Origin of the sequence: Mycobacterium shimoidei, assembly GCF_900417275.1 — a bacterium.
GTDB lineage: Bacteria > Actinomycetota > Actinomycetes > Mycobacteriales > Mycobacteriaceae > Mycobacterium > Mycobacterium shimoidei.
Genome location: NZ_UEGW01000001.1, coordinates 3146168 through 3161591, shown reverse-complemented (window position 1 = coordinate 3161591; position 15424 = coordinate 3146168). Strand labels below are relative to the sequence as shown.

Below are 15424 nucleotides of genomic sequence, written 5' to 3'. Positions count from 1 at the left end.
GGACAATACGGAAGGAACGTTCACTACAACAATGGTTTCGTTGGCTACGGGGAGAGGTTTCCCCAATGTCGTCGTCACTGGCATCGCCATGACGACAGCCGTGGCGACCGACGCGGAGACCACGTGGAAGGCGCTGCTGGACGGGCAGAGCGGGATCCGTACGCTCGAGGACCCGTTCGTCGAGGAGTACGACTTGCCGGTGCGAATCGGCGGACACCTGTTGGAGGAATTCGACAGTCAGCTGACTCGCGTCGAGAACCGACGGATGGGCTACCTGCAGAAGATGGCCACCGTGCTGAACCGGCGGGTGTGGGAAAACGCCGGTTCGCCCGAGGTGGACACCAACCGGCTGACGGTGTCCATCGGCACCGGCCTGGGATCCTCCGAGGAGCTCATCTTCGGCTATGACGGCATGCGGGAGCGCGGCTACAGGGCGGTGTCACCGCTGGCCGTGCAGATGTACATGCCCAACGGCGCGGCCGCGGCGGTCGGACTGCAACAGCATGCCAAGGCCGGGGTTTTGACGCCGGTATCGGCGTGCGCATCCGGCTCGGAAGGCATCGCACGTGCCTGGCAGCAGATCGTGCTCGGAGAGGCCGACATCGCAATCTGCGGTGGCGTCGAGACCAGGATCGAGGCGGTGCCGATCGCCGGGTTCGCCCAGATGCGCATCGTGATGTCCACCAACAACGACGACCCGGCCGGTGCCTGCCGGCCGTTCGACAAGGACCGGGACGGATTCGTGTTCGGCGAGGCCGGCGCCCTGATGGTGATCGAAACCGAGGAGCACGCCAAAGCCCGCGGCGCCAACATCCTGTCGCGGCTGATGGGCGCCAGCATCACGTCCGACGGTTTCCACATGGTCGCCCCGGACCCCAACGGCGAGCGTGCCGGGCATGCGATGACGCGGGCGATCCAGCTCGCCGACCTCACCCCGGCCGACATCACCCACGTCAACGCCCACGCCACCGGCACCTCGGTCGGTGACCTTGCCGAGGGCAAGGCCATCAACAACGCGCTCGGCCCTGGTGGCGGCAACGCGGCGGTGTATGCGCCGAAGTCGGCTCTCGGACACTCGGTGGGCGCGGTCGGCGCGGTGGAGTCGATCCTCACGGTGCTGGCGCTGCGCGACCAGATCATCCCGCCGACGCTGAACCTGGTGAATCTCGACCCCGAGATCGACCTGGACGTCGTCGCCGGCGAGCCGCGGCCGGGCAACTACGAGTACGCGATCAACAATTCGTTCGGCTTCGGCGGGCACAACGTGGCGCTCGCCTTCGGCCGGTACTGACGCTTCAGCGTCCAATCGAGGAGGACACCCCGCGATGACGACCATGGCCCCCGAAGCGGTTGGTGAATCGCTCGATCCACGTGACCCACTGCTGCGGTTGAGCACGTTCTTCGACGACGACAGCGTCGAGCTGCTGCACGAGCGGGACCGCTCCGGGGTGCTGGCCGCCGCCGGGACCGTCAACGGCGTGCGCACCATCGCCTTCTGCACCGACGGCACCGTGATGGGCGGCGCCATGGGTATCGAGGGCTGTCGGCACATCGTCAACGCCTACGACACCGCCATCGAGGAGCAGAGCCCGATCGTGGGCATCTGGCATTCCGGTGGCGCTCGATTGGCCGAAGGTGTGCGGGCGCTGCACGCGGTCGGCACGGTGTTCGAGGCCATGATCCGGGCGTCGGGTTACATCCCGCAGATCTCGGTGGTGGTCGGATTCGCCGCCGGCGGTGCGGCTTACGGGCCGGCGCTCACCGACGTGATCGTGATGGCACCGGACAGCCGGGTGTTCGTCACCGGTCCCGACGTGGTGCGCAGCGTCACCGGCGAGGACGTCGACATGGAGTCGCTGGGCGGCCCGGATACTCACCACAAGAAGTCCGGGGTGTGCCACATCGTCGCCGACGACGAACTCGACGCTTACCAGCGTGGTCGCCGGTTGGTCGGATTGTTCTGCCAACAGGGTCATTTCGACCGCGGCAAGGCCGAGGCGCAGGACACCGACCTGCATGCGCTGCTTCCCGATTCGCCCCGCCGCGCCTACGACGTGCACCCGATCGTCAATGCGCTGCTCGACGACGACGCGCCGTTCGATGAGTTCCAGGCCAAGTGGGCCCCCTCGATGGTGGTCGGCCTGGGCCGGCTCTCCGGTCGGACCGTCGGCGTGCTGGCCAACAACCCGCTGCGCCTCGGCGGCTGCCTGAACTCCGAAAGTGCAGAGAAGGCTGCGCGTTTCGTGCGGCTGTGCGACGCGTTCGGCATTCCGCTGGTGGTGATCGTCGACGTGCCGGGCTACCTGCCCGGTGTCGACCAGGAGTGGGGCGGAGTGGTTCGCCGCGGCGCCAAACTGCTGCACGCATTCGGTGAGGCGACCGTTCCCCGGGTCACCCTGGTGACCCGAAAGATTTACGGCGGGGCCTACATTGCGATGAACTCGCGCTCGCTGAACGCCACCAAGGTGTTCGCCTGGCCGGACGCCGAGGTCGCGGTCATGGGCGCCAAGGCGGCGGTGGGGATCTTGCACAAGAAGAAGCTGGCCGCCGCACCCGACCACGAGCGTGAAGCCTTGCACGACAAGCTCGCCGAGGAGCACGAGCGCATCGCAGGCGGCGTGGACAGCGCCATCGAAATCGGCGTGGTCGACGAGAAGATCGATCCGGCGCACACCCGCAGCAAGATCACCGAGGCGCTGGCGCAGGCGCCGGCGCGCCGCGGCCGGCACAAGAACATCCCGCTGTAGGTATCTCCCCGCGCAAGGCGCTAGCGCACAAACTCCTCTGCGGCGGCTACCGCTCGTTCGCGGTCGGCGGGTACCAGGCCGATCCGGGTACGGCGGTCGAGAATGTCGTCGACGCTCAGCGCGCCCTCGTGGGTGATGGCGTACTCGAATTCCGCACGCACGACGTCGATCCCGTCGGCCACCGGGTCAGCGGGCCGCTCGCAGGTGGCAGCGGCGATGACATTGGGCGCCTCGGCCCCGTAACGCAAGACCAACGATTCGGGCAAGCCGGCCATCGGCGGAATCGTCGATCCCGGATTCGCCGGCGCCCCCACCAGCGGCAGGTTGCGGGTTTGGCACGCGGCGGCGGTCAGCCCCCGCAGCTGAACCGCGCGATCGAGCACGTCTTGGGCCATGTGCCGGTATTCGGTCAGCTTGCCGCCGATCACGCTGATCACGCCGGATTCGGACTCGACGACGGCGTGGTCGCGCGAGACGTCAGCGGTGTGGCCGCCGCCGGTGTCGATGAGCGGCCGCAAACCCGCGTAGGCGCCGATCACATCGGAGGGCTCCAGCGTGATGGCAAGCGCGGTGTTGACCGTGTCGAGCAGGAATGTGATCTCCTCCGAAGTCGGTTGCGGCACATCGGGAATGGGGCCAGGCGCTTCCTCGTCGGTCAGCCCGAGGTAGATCCGGCCCAGCTGCTCGGGCATTGCGAACACGAAGCGATTCAGCTCGCCGGGTATCGGAACCGTCAGCGCCGCAGTCGGATTGCCCAGCGCCTGGGCATCGAAAACCAGATGCGTGCCGCGGCTGGGCCGCAGCTTCAGCGACGGATCGATCTCGCCGGCCCACACGCCGCCGGCGTTGATGACGGCGCGGGCAGAGACGGTGAACGATTCGCCGCTGCGCTGGTCGGTCAAGCGTGCCGACGTGCCGGTGGCCTCGGATGCCGCGACGTAGGTGAGAATCCGAGCGCCGTGTTGCGCGGCGGTCCGCGCGACCGCGGTGACCAGGCGGGCGTCGTCGATTAGCTGCCCGTCGTAAGCCAGCAGCCCGCCGTCGAGGCCCTGCCGGCTCACCGCCGGCGCCAACTCGACGACGTGGTGGGCGGAAATACGGCGCGAACCGGGCAGCACCGACGACGGCGTGCCCGCTGTCTTGCGCAGCACATCGCCGGCGAGGAACCCGGCGCGCACCAATGCCCGCTCGACGCGGCCCATCGACGGCAGCAACGGAACCAACTGCGGCATCGCCCGCACCAGATGAGGGGCGTTGCGGGTCATCAAGATTCCGCGCTCGACTGCGCTGCGCCGGGCGATGCCGACGTTACCGGTCGCCAAGTAGCGCAGGCCGCCGTGCACCAGTTTCGAGCTCCACCGGCTGGTGCCGAACGCAAGGTCATGCTTTTCAACCAGCGCCACCTGAAGACCCCGCGAAGCGGCATCCAAGGCAACGCCGGCGCCGGTGATGCCGCCGCCGATTACCAGCACGTCCAGTGGCGCTCCGTCGGCCAGCGCCGTCAACTCGGTTGTGCGACGCGCCGCGTTGAGCGCAGCCGACATCACGACAGATATCCGTTCAACGCGTAGCGCAATTCCACCGCCAGCGCATCGGCATCCAGGATCGGCCCCACGAGCCGGGCGGATTGGATCGTCGACTGGGTGATCAACAGCACCATCGCGGCCAGCCGGCGCGGGTCGCCGGGCCGCACGCTGCCGTCGCGCTGGGCGGCGCGCAGGTCGTCGGCCAGCGCGTCGATCAGGATCTGCTGGCTAGTGCCGAGCCGTTCGGTGATGTAGACCATCGCGAGCTCGGACCGCAGCAGCGTCATGACGATGTCGTCCTCGCGAAGCCGGTCACCGACCCTGACGACCCGCTCCACCAGCGCTTGGCGACCCTCGCCTGTTAGCGGAATCTCCCGGAGCGCGGCGGTGATGCGACTGGTTAATACCGCCGCGAGGATCGAGCGGGTGTCTGGCCAGCGCCGGTATACCGTCGGTCGGCTCACGCCGGCCCGTCGCGCGATCTCTGCCAGGGTCACGCGTTCCGGCCCGAAGTGGCGGACACAGGTCTCGGCCGCCTCGAGGATCCGGTCTGCGGTATCCACAGGTGCATTACTGATTGACAGCATGTGTAATACTGTAATGCATGACGCAGCCCGACGCTCTGATGCCACCCATGAAGTGGAATGCCTGGGGCGACCCCAACGCCGCCAAGCCCCTTTCGGAGGGCATCCGGTCGCTGCTGAAACAGGCGCTCGGGGTAGCCGAGGAGCCGGCGCCAGAACTCGACGCCGAGCAGGTGCGGCTACGCCCGTCGGCGTTGTCCGAGAACGACCGCCAGGCACTGTCCGGCATCGTCGGAGCTGACCACTTGCGCATCGGCGACCATGACCGGCTGTTGCACGCCGGCGGTAAGTCGACGCTGGATTTGTTGCGGCGCAAGGATTCCGGTGAGCAGGACGCGCCCGACGCGGTGCTGTTGCCCGGCTCCGAGGACGAGGTGGCGGCCATCCTGCAGCACTGCTCGCAGCGCGGTATCGCTGTCGTCCCGTTCGGCGGCGGCACCAGCGTGGTCGGTGGCCTCGATCCCATCCGTGGTGTATTCGATGCTGTCGTCTCGCTGGATCTGCGCCGCTTCGACCAACTGCTGGATTTCGACGAAGTCTCCGGCGAGGCCGAGTTCGGCGCCGGGGTCACCGGTCCGGTTGCGGAGCGGTTGCTCGGCGAGCGCGGCTTCTCGCTGGGGCACTTCCCGCAGAGCTTCGAATTCGCCAGCATCGGCGGCTTCGCCGCAACGCGGTCGTCGGGCCAGAACTCGGCCGGATATGGCCGTTTCGACGACATGATTGGCGGCTTGCGGGTGATCACCCCGGCTGGGGTGCTGGACCTGGGCCGGGCCCCGGCGTCGGCAGCGGGCCCGGACCTGCGCCAGCTGCTGATCGGGTCCGAAGGCGTCTTCGGTGTGATCACGCGGGTTCGGGTGCGGGTACACCCGACGCCGGAAGCGATCCGGTACGAGGCGTGGTCGTTTCCCGACTTCGCGACCGGGACCGCGGCCTTGCGCGCGGTCGCCCAGACGGGCACCGGCCCCACCGTGATCCGGCTTTCCGACGAGGCCGAAACCGGCGTGAATCTGGCCACCACCGAGACCATCGGCGAAAGCCAGGTCACCGGAGGCTGTTTGGCGATCACCGTGTTCGAAGGAACCGCCGAGCATGCCGAGAGCCGGCATGCCGAAACCCACGCGCTGCTGGCCGCACGTGGCGGCACGTCGTTGGGTGAAGGTCCGGCGCACGCCTGGGAGCGTGGCCGGTTCGGTGCGCCGTATTTGCGTGATTCGCTACTGGCCGCCGGAGCGCTGTGCGAAACCCTCGAGACGGCGACGACGTGGTCGAACATCCCGGCGCTGAAGACCGCCGTCACCGAGGCGCTGACGGGAGCGTTGGGCGAATCCGGCACACCGGCATTGGTGCTGTGCCACATTTCGCATGTGTATGCCAGCGGGGCTTCGTTGTACTTCACCGTCGTCGCCGGTCAACGCGGTAATCCGATCGACCAATGGCGCAAGGCCAAAGCCGCCGCCTCGGATGCGATCGTGGCAGCCGGCGGGACGATCACGCACCACCACGCGATCGGCGCCGATCATCGACCGTGGATGCATGACGAGGTGGGCGACTTGGGCGTTCGGATCCTGCAGGCGGTCAAGTCGACGCTGGATCCCGCCGGAATCCTCAACCCCGGCAAGCTGATCCCGTGACGTGCCGCGACAATGCGGGACGCAGCGATGAGGAGCGGCACCACATGACCCGTCGCGAGCTCGCGCAGGTGACGGTGCTGACCAATCCCGCGTCCGGGCACGGGAACGCGCCGCATGCCGCGGAAAAGGCGATTGCCCGCTTGCAGGAACGCGGGCTCGACGTCGTCGGAATCGTCGGCACGGACGCCGACCACGCGCGCCGACTGCTCCGCGACGCGCTCGACCGCGGCACCGACGCGCTGGTGGTCGTCGGTGGTGACGGGGTGATTGCCGACGCGCTGCAAGTCTTGGCGCGCAGTGATATTCCGCTGGGCATCATTCCTGCCGGTACCGGCAACGACCATGCGCGTGAATACCGACTGCCCACCAAGGATCCCGTCGCGGCCGCGGATGTCGTCGCCGACGGTTGGACGCAAACCGTTGACCTGGGCCTGATTCGCGACCAGGCCGGAGTCACCAAGTGGTTCGGCACCGTCGCGGCCGCCGGATTCGATTCGCTGGTCACCGATCGAGCCAACCGGATGCGTTGGCCGCGTGGACGAATGCGGTACAACCTCGCGATGGTCGCCGAGCTCTCAGCGCTGCGGCTACTGCCGTTCCGCCTGGTGCTCGACGGGCGTGATGAGATCGTCACCAAGCTCACCCTCGCCGCGTTCGGCAATACCCGCAGCTATGGCGGCGGAATGCGGATCTGCCCCAACGCCGATCACGCCGACGGCCAACTCGACATCACGATGGTGCATTCCGCGTCACGCATGCGGTTGATCCGCCTGTTCCCTACCGTGTACAAGGGCACTCATGTCGATCTCGACGAAGTGAGCACGGCCCGGGCGAAGTCCGTTGAGGTCGAGTCACCGGGCATCAACGTGTACGCCGACGGCGATTTCGCCTGCGCGCTGCCCGCCGAAATCTCGGCGGTGCCCGGCGCGCTAAAGATCTTGCGACCGAATATTGGGCTCCGGTGAATCTCGCCCGAGCCGGGGTCGCCGCGCGTACCGTGGGGTTCCTTCGGACCGCCTCGGAGGTTCGGGGAATCGGCAACCAAGTTGGTGGAGCGCGCAATGGCCTCATACCGCTACAGACTTCTTCAGATAGCGCTCGTCGTTTTTGGGGCGGTGATGCTTCTTCTCTATCCGCTGGCCCTGGTATGGCCCTCGGGGTGGGCATGGCATCACGGCGCTCCGCACCAGTCCGACTATTTCTTGATGATCGTTGGCGTGTACGCAACGCTGGGCGTCTTCTTGATTAACGCCGCGCGGAACCCTGCGGCCAATCTCAGCTTGATCTGGTTCGCTGTGTGGTCCAGTGCCGTACACGCCGCAATCATGGCGGCGCAATCCTTCGGCAGCAGACAGCATGTGGGACACCTGTTTGGCGATGTCCCGGCCCTGCTTCTGGTGGCCATCGTCTTGTCAGTACTCGTGTCGTCATCCGGTCTCAGGCAACCTCACGCTGCGCCACAGCCTGTTCAACCGCCGGGTGCCGACACGCCTGCCACTCCATAGTGAATGCGCGCTAGGACCCGACGACCACCAAACACCGGCCGGCTCAAGCCGAACTGCGGCGAGCTGCGTGTTCTTACCCCACGCCCCGGCTGAGCCAGGACACCTCGGCACCGTCGCCGCCGTCGCGATACAGCTCGAGCGCCTCATCCCAGGCGGTGCCCAACGCTGAATCCAGCTCGGCGGCCAGCGCATCGGCGCCGGCGGCCATCATCGCGCGCAAGCGCATCTCACCGATCATGACGTCGCCGTTGGCGCTCATCGTGCCGCTCCACAGTCCCAACTGCGGGGTGTGGCTGAACCGCTGACCATCCACGCCCGGGCTCGGGTCCTCGGTGACTTCGAAGCGCAGCACCGACCAGGAACGCAGCGCGTTCGCCAATCGGGCGCCCGTCCCCACCGGACCGACCCAGTTGGTCACCGCGCGCAGCTGCCCGGGCATGGCCGGTTGCGGGGTCCACTTGAGGTTCGCCTTGGCCGACAGGGTCGACGACAACGCCCACTCGACATGCGGACATACCGCGGCGGGCGAGGCGTGGATGTACACCACGCCGGTCGTCGCGTCGGCGAACTGGTTCGACGCACGCATCTGCTGCTCCTTCGGCTCCACGAGGGACGTCTTCCCCAACGGCCTGGTGAAGCCCTGACGAGCTGCAATGCAGATGGCGGCGATGAAATTGTTGCTTGCGAGTCTATTGTGCCTCGTGAGACCCCTGTTGCGCTAGTCTGACCGGTATTCAGATATCACCGCGTCGGAAATCGCCGGCCAGAGCGATAGCGCCCACTCCCCGAAATCGCGATCGGTGAGCACGACCAGCGCTAACCGCGCCTGCGGATCTGCCCAGATGAATGTGCCCGATTGGCCGAAATGGCCGTATGTTCGCGGCGAGTTGTCGGCGCCTGTCCAATGCGGCGATTTGGCGTCTTTGATCTCGAAGCCCAGGCCCCAATCGTTGGGCCGCTGCACGCCGTAACCAGGCAATACGCCGTCCAGACCGGGAAACTGTACGGAAATCGCCTCGGTGTGCATTGCCTCGGAGACCGTTCGGGGCTCCAGCAGATCGACCGCGAACGCCGCCATATCGCCCAACGTCGAGGTCACCCCGAAGCCGGCAGCCCTCGCGCCGCCGTCGAGGCGGGTGGCAGCCATCCCCAGCGGCTCGAAGACGGCTTCGGCGAGGTAGGTGCTGAACTGGATGCCCGACGCCTGCTGCAGGGTCTCGGCTAGCACCGTGAATCCGTAGTTGGAATACACCCGGCGGGCTCCCGGCTTGGCCAGCGAGTGGTTGGAATGCATCGCCAGCCCGGAAGCGTGCGCCAGCAGATGGCGGACGGTGGACCCGGGCGGGCCGGCCGGGGTGTCGAGGTCGACGACACCCTCCTCGATCGCGATCTGCACCGCCCGGGCCACCAGTGGCTTGGTCACCGACGCCAGCGCGAACTCGCGTCCGCCGTCACCGCGGCTGGCCAGTGTGCCGGAGGGCCCGACGACCGCGGCGGCAGCATTGGCTACCGGCCAGTTGTCAAGCGCATCGAGAGCAGGCATCGCGCAGGAGCCTATCGACCCGCGGTGACCCGCCGCGCCCGGCTACGCCGCGCTTGCGATCACCGCTCGGCTCTAGCGCGGTGACCCGCCGCGCCCGGCTACGCCGCGCTTGCGATCACCGCTCGGCTCTAGCGCGGTGACCCGCCGCGCCCGGCTACGCCGCGCTTGCGATCACCGCCTAAGTTGGTTCGCATGAGTCAGACAGTCCGCGGTGTGGTGTCACGAAAAAAGGGCGAACCGGTGGAGTTGGTCGACATCGTCGTACCCGATCCCGGGCCGGGTGAAGTGCTGGTCGACGTCACCGCGTGCGGGGTGTGCCACACCGACCTGACCTATCGCGAGGGCGGCATCAACGACGAGTTTCCGTTTCTGCTCGGCCACGAGGCCGCGGGCACAGTCGAATCCGTCGGGCCGGGTGTCACCGCGGTGCAACCGGGCGATTTCGTGATCCTTAACTGGCGCGCGATATGCGGGCAGTGCCGCGCCTGCAAGCGGGGCAGGCCGCACTTGTGCTTCGACACGTTCAATGCCGAACAGAAAATGACGTTGACCGACGGCACCGAGCTCACGCCGGCGCTGGGCATCGGCGCGTTCGCCGACAAAACGCTGGTGCACCAAGGCCAGGCCACCTTGGTCGATCCCGCCGCCGACCCGGCGGTGGCCGGGCTGCTGGGCTGCGGCGTGATGGCCGGGCTGGGTGCGGCCATCAACACCGGCGCAGTCACCCGTGACGACACCGTCGCAGTGATCGGTTGCGGCGGTGTGGGCGACGCGGCAATCGCCGGCGCCGCGCTGGTCGGCGCGCGCCGCATCATCGCGGTCGACACCGACAACACCAAACTCGACTGGGCGCGGCAGTTCGGCGCCACCCATACCGTCAACGCGCGCGAAGCCGACGTCGTCAAGGCCATACAGGACCTCACCGACGGCTTCGGCGCCAACGTGGTCATCGACGCGGTCGGCCGACCGGAAACCTGGAAGCAGGCTTTCTACGCCCGTGATCTCGCGGGAACCGTTGTGCTGGTGGGCGTTCCGACGCCGGAGATGCGCCTCGACATGCCGCTGCTGGACTTCTTTTCGCACGGCGGTGCTTTGAAGTCGTCGTGGTACGGCGACTGTCTGCCTGAGCGCGACTTCCCCACCCTGATCGATCTGCACCTGCAGGGCAGGTTGCCGTTGGACAAGTTCGTATCCGAACGAATCGGCTTGGGCGACATCGAGGAGGCCTTCCACAAGATGCACGCAGGTGAGGTGCTGCGGTCGGTGGTGATGTTGTGATTCAGCGGGTAGTCACTCACGGCACCTTCGAACTCGACGGCGGCAGTTGGGAAGTCGACAACAACATCTGGATCGTAGGCGACGACTCCGAGGTCGTGGTGTTCGACGCCGCCCACACCGCAGCGCCGATCATCGAAGCCGTCGGAGGCCGCAACGTTGTGGCTGTGGTGTGCACACACGGACACAACGACCACGTGACCGTGGCGCCTCAGCTTGGCGAAACGCTCGACGCCCCAGTGTTGCTGCACCCCGCCGATGAAGTGCTGTGGCGAATGACCCACCCGGACAAACATTTTCGCACAGTATCCGACGGGCAAACGCTGTCCGTCGCGGGCACAGAGTTGCGTGCATTGCACACTCCGGGTCACTCCCCCGGCTCAGTGTGCTGGCATGCCCCCGATCTGGGTGCGGTGTTCAGCGGTGACACCCTGTTTCAGGGCGGCCCGGGAGCCACCGGGCGCTCGTTCTCGGACTTCCCGACGATATTGCAGTCGATCTCGGACCGGCTCGGCACGCTGCCCACCGACACCGTCGTGTACACCGGACACGGCGACAACACCACCGTCGGCGACGAGATCGTGCACTACGACGAATGGGTGGCCCGGGGCTACTAGAAGGCGACGTCGGAGTCAGCGGCCGTCAAGGATTCGGCGCTTTTCATCGTCGAATTCTTTCTCGGTCAACGCTCCCGAATCTCGTAGCGCGGTGAGCGTTTTGAGTTGCTCGAGCCTGATGGCTTGCTCATCGGGTGCGGCCGCCGACCAGTCCGGCACCTCTGAGATGGATTGCTCGGCGGTCGATACCGGTCGTGGTGCCCGCCGGCTGCGTAGTGTCGACATCACCGACAAGGTCAGACCTGCCAGACCGATGACGAACCAGCCGACGAACATCCACGGCAGCCAGCCGTACGGGCTACCGTGACCGAAAGCCAGTCGAGGACTGATGAATCCGCCGACCTGACCATCGGTCCTGATCTGGTATGTGCCATCGGCGGGGACTCGAACGGTCCATACCCGCACGTGCGAATCGTTGTTGACTGTGGTTGTGCTGCCGACGTTTTCAGTGACGACCGGCTCGGGTACACCTGCGGGCGGGTCGATTCCCATCTTCAATCCGGGAATCGGCAGCCCACCGCCGCTGGGACTTCCGACCACCTGGGTGTGGAAACTCACGGTGACTTCACCCTCCGGTAGGTGCAGGCTGCCGGAGCCGGGGATTGGTACTTCGCCGTAGGCGTTGTACTTGCCGAATACAAACGCGTTGAGGATCAGCGAGGTGATGAACCCGCCGACCGCCACGATGAGCGTCAGGACCGATACCACCAGCCCGATTCGCGAGCCAACGCGCACAGCGTTCATCTGCGCAGTTTGGCACGATTTGCCAGGATCGCAGCGACATCCGCCCAAATCGGTGTCGACGTGAGGCATATGATGCGCAGACAATCACCGAGGAGTGAAAGTTATGGCTACTGATCTAGTTGCCAGCGTCCCTGACCTGTCCGGAAAGTTGGTCGTCATCACCGGAGCCAACAGCGGCCTTGGTTTCGGTCTGACCCGCCGGCTCTCGGCCGCCGGCGCGGATGTCGTCATGGCGATCCGTAACCGCGCCAAGGGCGAGGCCGCCATCGAGCAGATTCGCGCCACCGTTCCCGATGGGAAGCTGACGATCAAACCACTCGACCTGTCGTCGCTGGCGAGCGTCGCCGCGCTGGGTGAGCAACTGAACTCCGAAGGCCGCCCGGTCGACATCCTGATCAACAACGCCGGCGTGATGACACCCCCACAGCGCGACACCACCGCCGACGGATTCGAATTACAGTTCGGCAGCAACCATCTCGGCCATTTCGCGCTCACCGCGCACCTGTTGCCGCTCCTGCGCGCTGCCGAGCATTCACGGGTGGTGTCGCTGAGCAGCCTGGCCGCGCGCCAAGGCCGTATTCACTTCGACGACCCGCAGTTCGAAAGGTCGTACACGCCTATGCAGGCCTACGCGCAATCCAAACTGGCCGTGCTGATGTTCGCCCGAGAGCTCGACCGACGCAGCCGCGCGGCCGGCTGGGGCATCACCTCCAACGCCGCGCACCCCGGCCTGACCAAGACCAATCTGCAGATCAGCGGCCCCTCGCATGGCCGGACCAAACCGTCGCTGATGGAGCGGCTGTACAAAATATCGTGGCGGCTGACCCCATTCCTGTGGCAGGAAATCGACGAAGGGATCCTGCCGGCACTGTATGCGGCGGCCGCGCCGCAAGCCGAAGGCGGTGCGTTCTACGGACCGCACGGCATCTCTGAGGCCGCCGGCGGTGGCGTGACCCATGCCAAGGTGCCCGCAGCTGCCCAGAACGACACCGACTGCCGGCGGCTGTGGGAGCTGTCCGAGCAGCTGACGGGTGTCAGCTTCCCCAAACCGGAATGACTTTGGGTCGACGGCCGTCTGTTTTGGTGACGCGCCCCAACGGGTAGTCGACAGGGCACATGTGAACGCACATGTCACCGCCCAGACTTGAAGGACGACCACGATGAGCCACCACGAACACCAACCCGACGAGCGTCAAGAAGAGGGCGGTCCGCGTCGGACCGAAGCGCCCGAGGTCACCGACGACCACAAAAAGCAAGCAGCTGAGATGCGGAAGGCCTACGACGACCAGCGCCCGACGGCAGTGATGCCTGGCACCGATCGGACCATCACCGGCACCGCGGTCAACGACTGGCTCGACGACGAGGGCAACCCGAAGTTCGGTAAGGACAAGCAAGGCGACCAGGCAACGGACACCGCGGAAAACCGCTGATCAACGCCCGCCGACACCAGGTTCGGGAAAGATCCGCGGCCTGTTCGGGTTGCGCGGGAAAATCGGGAATAGCGGCTGTTCCGACGCTCCGGTTGAGGTTTGAGCCGACGAGGTCGGGGTTTGCGTTGTTTGCGACGTCGTCGTCGGTGCCTCCGTTGTCGTCGTTGTCGTTGGTGTTTCGGTGGTGGTCGGCGGCTGGGTCGTTGTCGATGGTGGCGGTTGGGTGTTCGACTCGGTTGACGACGGCGCCGGAGCCGAACTGCTTTCCGGCGCTTGGGTGTCGGTGATGTCCGATGGGGTTGGAGCGCCCGGTGCGGGCGGGTTGCTCACGCTCGGTGCGGGCGTGCTCGGCGCGGTGCCCGAATTGTGTCGCAGCGTCAGCATGATCACGCTGCCGATGGCCAGCATCACCAGCACGGTGCCGAGTATCAGCACCAGTGGCCGCCGGTACCAGGCTTCCGCCGCCGGGCGCGTGTGAGCGGTCTCCTCGAAGACCTCTGCCGGTCGAGCGTCCGCCGCCGGGTATTCACCGGTGAGCAGCGGCATGATGCCTGAGTCTTCGTCGTTGGCCTCCGACCAGGCCAGCGGCGGTTCAGCAGTCGGCACCTGCGCGGCGTCGGTCATCTCGGTGGCATCGGCTGTCGGAGCAAGCTCGGTGGCGGCGGGCGCCAATGCCGTTGCAGCCGGCGACAACGCTGTTGCGCCGTCGTCCGCCACCCTGCCCGTGGCCGCCAGCGCCGCACCGGTGGCGGCGCTCAACATGGGTCGCGGCGTCGTGATCACCGGAACCTGCAGATGTTGCGACAACGTCGCGGTGACCAACGGGATAGCCGCACCGCCTCCGACGGAAGCGACCGCGGCCAGCTCACTGACGCGAATTCCATTGTGCCGCAAAGCTTCCTGAATCACATCAACGAATCCGGTCAAAGGCGCACGGATCACTTCGTCGAGTTCGGCTCGGGTGAGACTGACGTCGCCGCTATACCCGGGAAGCGGGGCGCTCAACGTCGTCGTCGCCGCCGTCGAGAGTTCCTCTTTGGCACGTCGACAGGCATCCCGTAGCCGGGTCAGTGAAGCGGTCGAGGAAGTACCCGCCGTGTCGAAAGAACCCCCCGAGGACAACTCAGCCACAACATGGTCGGCCAGCGCTTCGTCGATGCGGTCTCCGGCGAACTCACGGTGGCGCACGGTTGGCGCAATCGGCTGGTAACCGTTGGCGGCGTCGACCAGCGTGAGGCTGCTGCCCGTACCGCCGAAGTCGCACACCGCGATGACTCCGCGGGTGGGCAAGCCGGGATTGCTTCGCAGGGCGGCCGTCGCGGCAGCCGAGTCCGGCAGTAGCGTCACGCGCCCGTCCGACCATTCGGGTACCTGGTTCAACGCGTTCCGTACTGCGTCCAGCGATCCGTATCTCCAATGCGCCGGGTAACTGATCGCGACCGCCTGCGGCAAGCTGCGGCCCTCGGTCGCGGTGTAAGCCAGCGACCGCAACGCATCGGCCAGCAGTGTTTCGGCGCGATGTGTCGAGCCGTCGGCAGCCACCAGGCCCGCCGGGTCGCCCACCCGGTCGACGAACTCGGTGATCACCAGACCACGTTCGGTCAGGTTGGGGTTCTCCGACGGCACCCCGACCTCCGGCATGCGCCCTGGATACAGGGTCAGCACCGACCGCCGGCGCACTGCCCGGTCAGCGCTCACGGCCGCGAGATTGGTAGCACCCACCGACAGACCCAGCGCCGACTGCGAGTGCGGCGGTGCGTCGGCACGCGAAAACCCGAGCGGCCGTCCTCCGTCTACCATCTCGCCCAATCTAGTAGCCGGC

The 15424-nt window shown here is 66.7% G+C and carries 15 protein-coding genes; 9 read left to right on the top strand and 6 right to left on the bottom strand.

The features are described from left to right. The first annotated feature begins 31 nt into the window (after positions 1-31). Together kasB and MSP7336_RS15230 are read left to right on the top strand one after the other, a co-directional pair. On the top strand, positions 32-1291 hold the full coding sequence (gene kasB, locus MSP7336_RS15235; RefSeq protein ID WP_113964065.1) for a 3-oxoacyl-ACP synthase KasB: 1260 nt from the start codon (positions 32-34) through the stop codon (positions 1289-1291). A 34-nt stretch (positions 1292-1325) separates the two neighbouring features. After that, complete coding sequence (locus MSP7336_RS15230) at positions 1326-2747, top strand: acyl-CoA carboxylase subunit beta (protein ID WP_113964064.1); 1422 nt, start codon at positions 1326-1328, stop codon at positions 2745-2747. A 20-nt stretch (positions 2748-2767) separates the two neighbouring features. Here the strand turns inward: MSP7336_RS15230 and MSP7336_RS15225 are convergent, their stop codons facing one another. Both MSP7336_RS15225 and MSP7336_RS15220 read right to left on the bottom strand, forming a co-directional pair. Then, a complete protein-coding gene (locus MSP7336_RS15225; RefSeq protein WP_425325770.1) occupies positions 2768-4291 on the bottom strand; it encodes a glycerol-3-phosphate dehydrogenase/oxidase in 1524 nt (507 codons plus the stop codon). Continuing rightward, on the bottom strand, positions 4291-4860 hold the full coding sequence (locus MSP7336_RS15220) for a TetR/AcrR family transcriptional regulator (RefSeq protein ID WP_113964062.1): 570 nt from the start codon (positions 4858-4860) through the stop codon (positions 4291-4293). Before MSP7336_RS15220 ends, MSP7336_RS15225 begins: the two co-directional genes overlap by 1 nt. Before the next feature lie 47 nt (positions 4861-4907). Between MSP7336_RS15220 and MSP7336_RS15215 the strand changes: the two genes are divergently transcribed. The 3 genes from MSP7336_RS15215 (at position 4908) to MSP7336_RS15205 (ending at position 7993) form a co-directional block, all read left to right on the top strand. After that, positions 4908-6488, top strand: a complete 1581-nt coding sequence (locus MSP7336_RS15215) for an FAD-binding oxidoreductase (protein WP_342353158.1) — start codon at positions 4908-4910, stop codon at positions 6486-6488. 44 nt (positions 6489-6532) lie between these two features. Continuing rightward, positions 6533-7453, top strand: coding sequence for a diacylglycerol kinase (locus MSP7336_RS15210; RefSeq protein WP_113964942.1), 921 nt, complete (start codon positions 6533-6535; stop codon positions 7451-7453). A gap of 96 nt (positions 7454-7549) precedes the next feature. Continuing rightward, on the top strand, positions 7550-7993 hold the full coding sequence (locus tag MSP7336_RS15205; RefSeq protein ID WP_113964060.1) for a DUF6632 domain-containing protein: 444 nt from the start codon (positions 7550-7552) through the stop codon (positions 7991-7993). Positions 7994-8066: 73 nt separating this feature from the next. Here the strand turns inward: MSP7336_RS15205 and MSP7336_RS15200 are convergent, their stop codons facing one another. Then, on the bottom strand, positions 8067-8579 hold the full coding sequence (locus MSP7336_RS15200) for a DUF3145 domain-containing protein (protein WP_113964941.1): 513 nt from the start codon (positions 8577-8579) through the stop codon (positions 8067-8069). A 132-nt stretch (positions 8580-8711) separates the two neighbouring features. Beyond that, a complete protein-coding gene (locus MSP7336_RS15195) occupies positions 8712-9536 on the bottom strand; it encodes a serine hydrolase domain-containing protein (protein WP_113964059.1) in 825 nt (274 codons plus the stop codon). A 192-nt stretch (positions 9537-9728) separates the two neighbouring features. Here MSP7336_RS15195 and MSP7336_RS15185 point away from each other — a divergent pair, with 192 nt between their 5' ends. Further along, entirely contained in the window at positions 9729-10814 is a 1086-nt protein-coding gene (locus tag MSP7336_RS15185) for an S-(hydroxymethyl)mycothiol dehydrogenase (RefSeq protein ID WP_069396229.1), read from the top strand. Further along, on the top strand, positions 10811-11428 hold the full coding sequence (locus MSP7336_RS15180) for an MBL fold metallo-hydrolase (RefSeq protein ID WP_113964058.1): 618 nt from the start codon (positions 10811-10813) through the stop codon (positions 11426-11428). The genes MSP7336_RS15185 and MSP7336_RS15180 overlap by 4 nt, the downstream gene beginning before the upstream one ends. 15 nt (positions 11429-11443) lie before the next feature. On the opposite strand, the gene MSP7336_RS15175 is transcribed toward MSP7336_RS15180, so the two are convergent. After that, the gene (locus tag MSP7336_RS15175; protein WP_069396227.1) at positions 11444-12172 is read right to left on the bottom strand and encodes an SHOCT domain-containing protein; all 729 of its coding nucleotides are present in this window, start codon (positions 12170-12172) and stop codon (positions 11444-11446) included. A 103-nt stretch (positions 12173-12275) separates the two neighbouring features. Between MSP7336_RS15175 and MSP7336_RS15170 the strand changes: the two genes are divergently transcribed. After that, positions 12276-13229, top strand: coding sequence for an SDR family oxidoreductase (locus MSP7336_RS15170; protein ID WP_113964057.1), 954 nt, complete (start codon positions 12276-12278; stop codon positions 13227-13229). A 103-nt stretch (positions 13230-13332) separates the two neighbouring features. Next, positions 13333-13602 carry a hypothetical protein gene (locus MSP7336_RS15165; protein ID WP_113964056.1) on the top strand — a complete coding sequence of 90 codons (270 nt, stop codon included), beginning with the start codon at positions 13333-13335 and terminating at the stop codon, positions 13600-13602. On the opposite strand, the gene MSP7336_RS15160 is transcribed toward MSP7336_RS15165, so the two are convergent. Beyond that, positions 13603-15402: an Hsp70 family protein gene (locus MSP7336_RS15160; protein WP_113964055.1), complete on the bottom strand. Its 1800-nt coding sequence runs from the start codon at positions 15400-15402 to the stop codon at positions 13603-13605. It abuts the gene before it with no gap. Positions 15403-15424: the final 22 nt, after the last annotated feature.

Excerpts from the sequence above, each read along its gene's own strand:
- MSP7336_RS15185 (WP_069396229.1), top strand. The coding sequence starts at position 9,729 with ATGAGTCAGACAGTCCGCGGTGTGGTGTCACGAAAAAAGGGCGAACCG.
- MSP7336_RS15210 (WP_113964942.1), top strand. The coding sequence starts at position 6,533 with ATGACCCGTCGCGAGCTCGCGCAGGTGACGGTGCTGACCAATCCCGCG.
- MSP7336_RS15225 (WP_425325770.1), bottom strand. The coding sequence starts at position 4,291 with ATGTCGGCTGCGCTCAACGCGGCGCGTCGCACAACCGAGTTGACGGCG.
- MSP7336_RS15160 (WP_113964055.1), bottom strand. The coding sequence starts at position 15,402 with ATGGTAGACGGAGGACGGCCGCTCGGGTTTTCGCGTGCCGACGCACCG.
- MSP7336_RS15175 (WP_069396227.1), bottom strand. The coding sequence starts at position 12,172 with ATGAACGCTGTGCGCGTTGGCTCGCGAATCGGGCTGGTGGTATCGGTC.
- MSP7336_RS15195 (WP_113964059.1), bottom strand. The coding sequence starts at position 9,536 with ATGCCTGCTCTCGATGCGCTTGACAACTGGCCGGTAGCCAATGCTGCC.
- MSP7336_RS15215 (WP_342353158.1), top strand. The coding sequence starts at position 4,908 with ATGAAGTGGAATGCCTGGGGCGACCCCAACGCCGCCAAGCCCCTTTCG.
- MSP7336_RS15200 (WP_113964941.1), bottom strand. The coding sequence starts at position 8,579 with ATGCGTGCGTCGAACCAGTTCGCCGACGCGACGACCGGCGTGGTGTAC.
- MSP7336_RS15220 (WP_113964062.1), bottom strand. The coding sequence starts at position 4,860 with ATGCTGTCAATCAGTAATGCACCTGTGGATACCGCAGACCGGATCCTC.
- MSP7336_RS15205 (WP_113964060.1), top strand. The coding sequence starts at position 7,550 with ATGGCCTCATACCGCTACAGACTTCTTCAGATAGCGCTCGTCGTTTTT.
- kasB (WP_113964065.1), top strand. The coding sequence starts at position 32 with ATGGTTTCGTTGGCTACGGGGAGAGGTTTCCCCAATGTCGTCGTCACT.
- MSP7336_RS15165 (WP_113964056.1), top strand. The coding sequence starts at position 13,333 with ATGAGCCACCACGAACACCAACCCGACGAGCGTCAAGAAGAGGGCGGT.
- MSP7336_RS15170 (WP_113964057.1), top strand. The coding sequence starts at position 12,276 with ATGGCTACTGATCTAGTTGCCAGCGTCCCTGACCTGTCCGGAAAGTTG.
- MSP7336_RS15230 (WP_113964064.1), top strand. The coding sequence starts at position 1,326 with ATGACGACCATGGCCCCCGAAGCGGTTGGTGAATCGCTCGATCCACGT.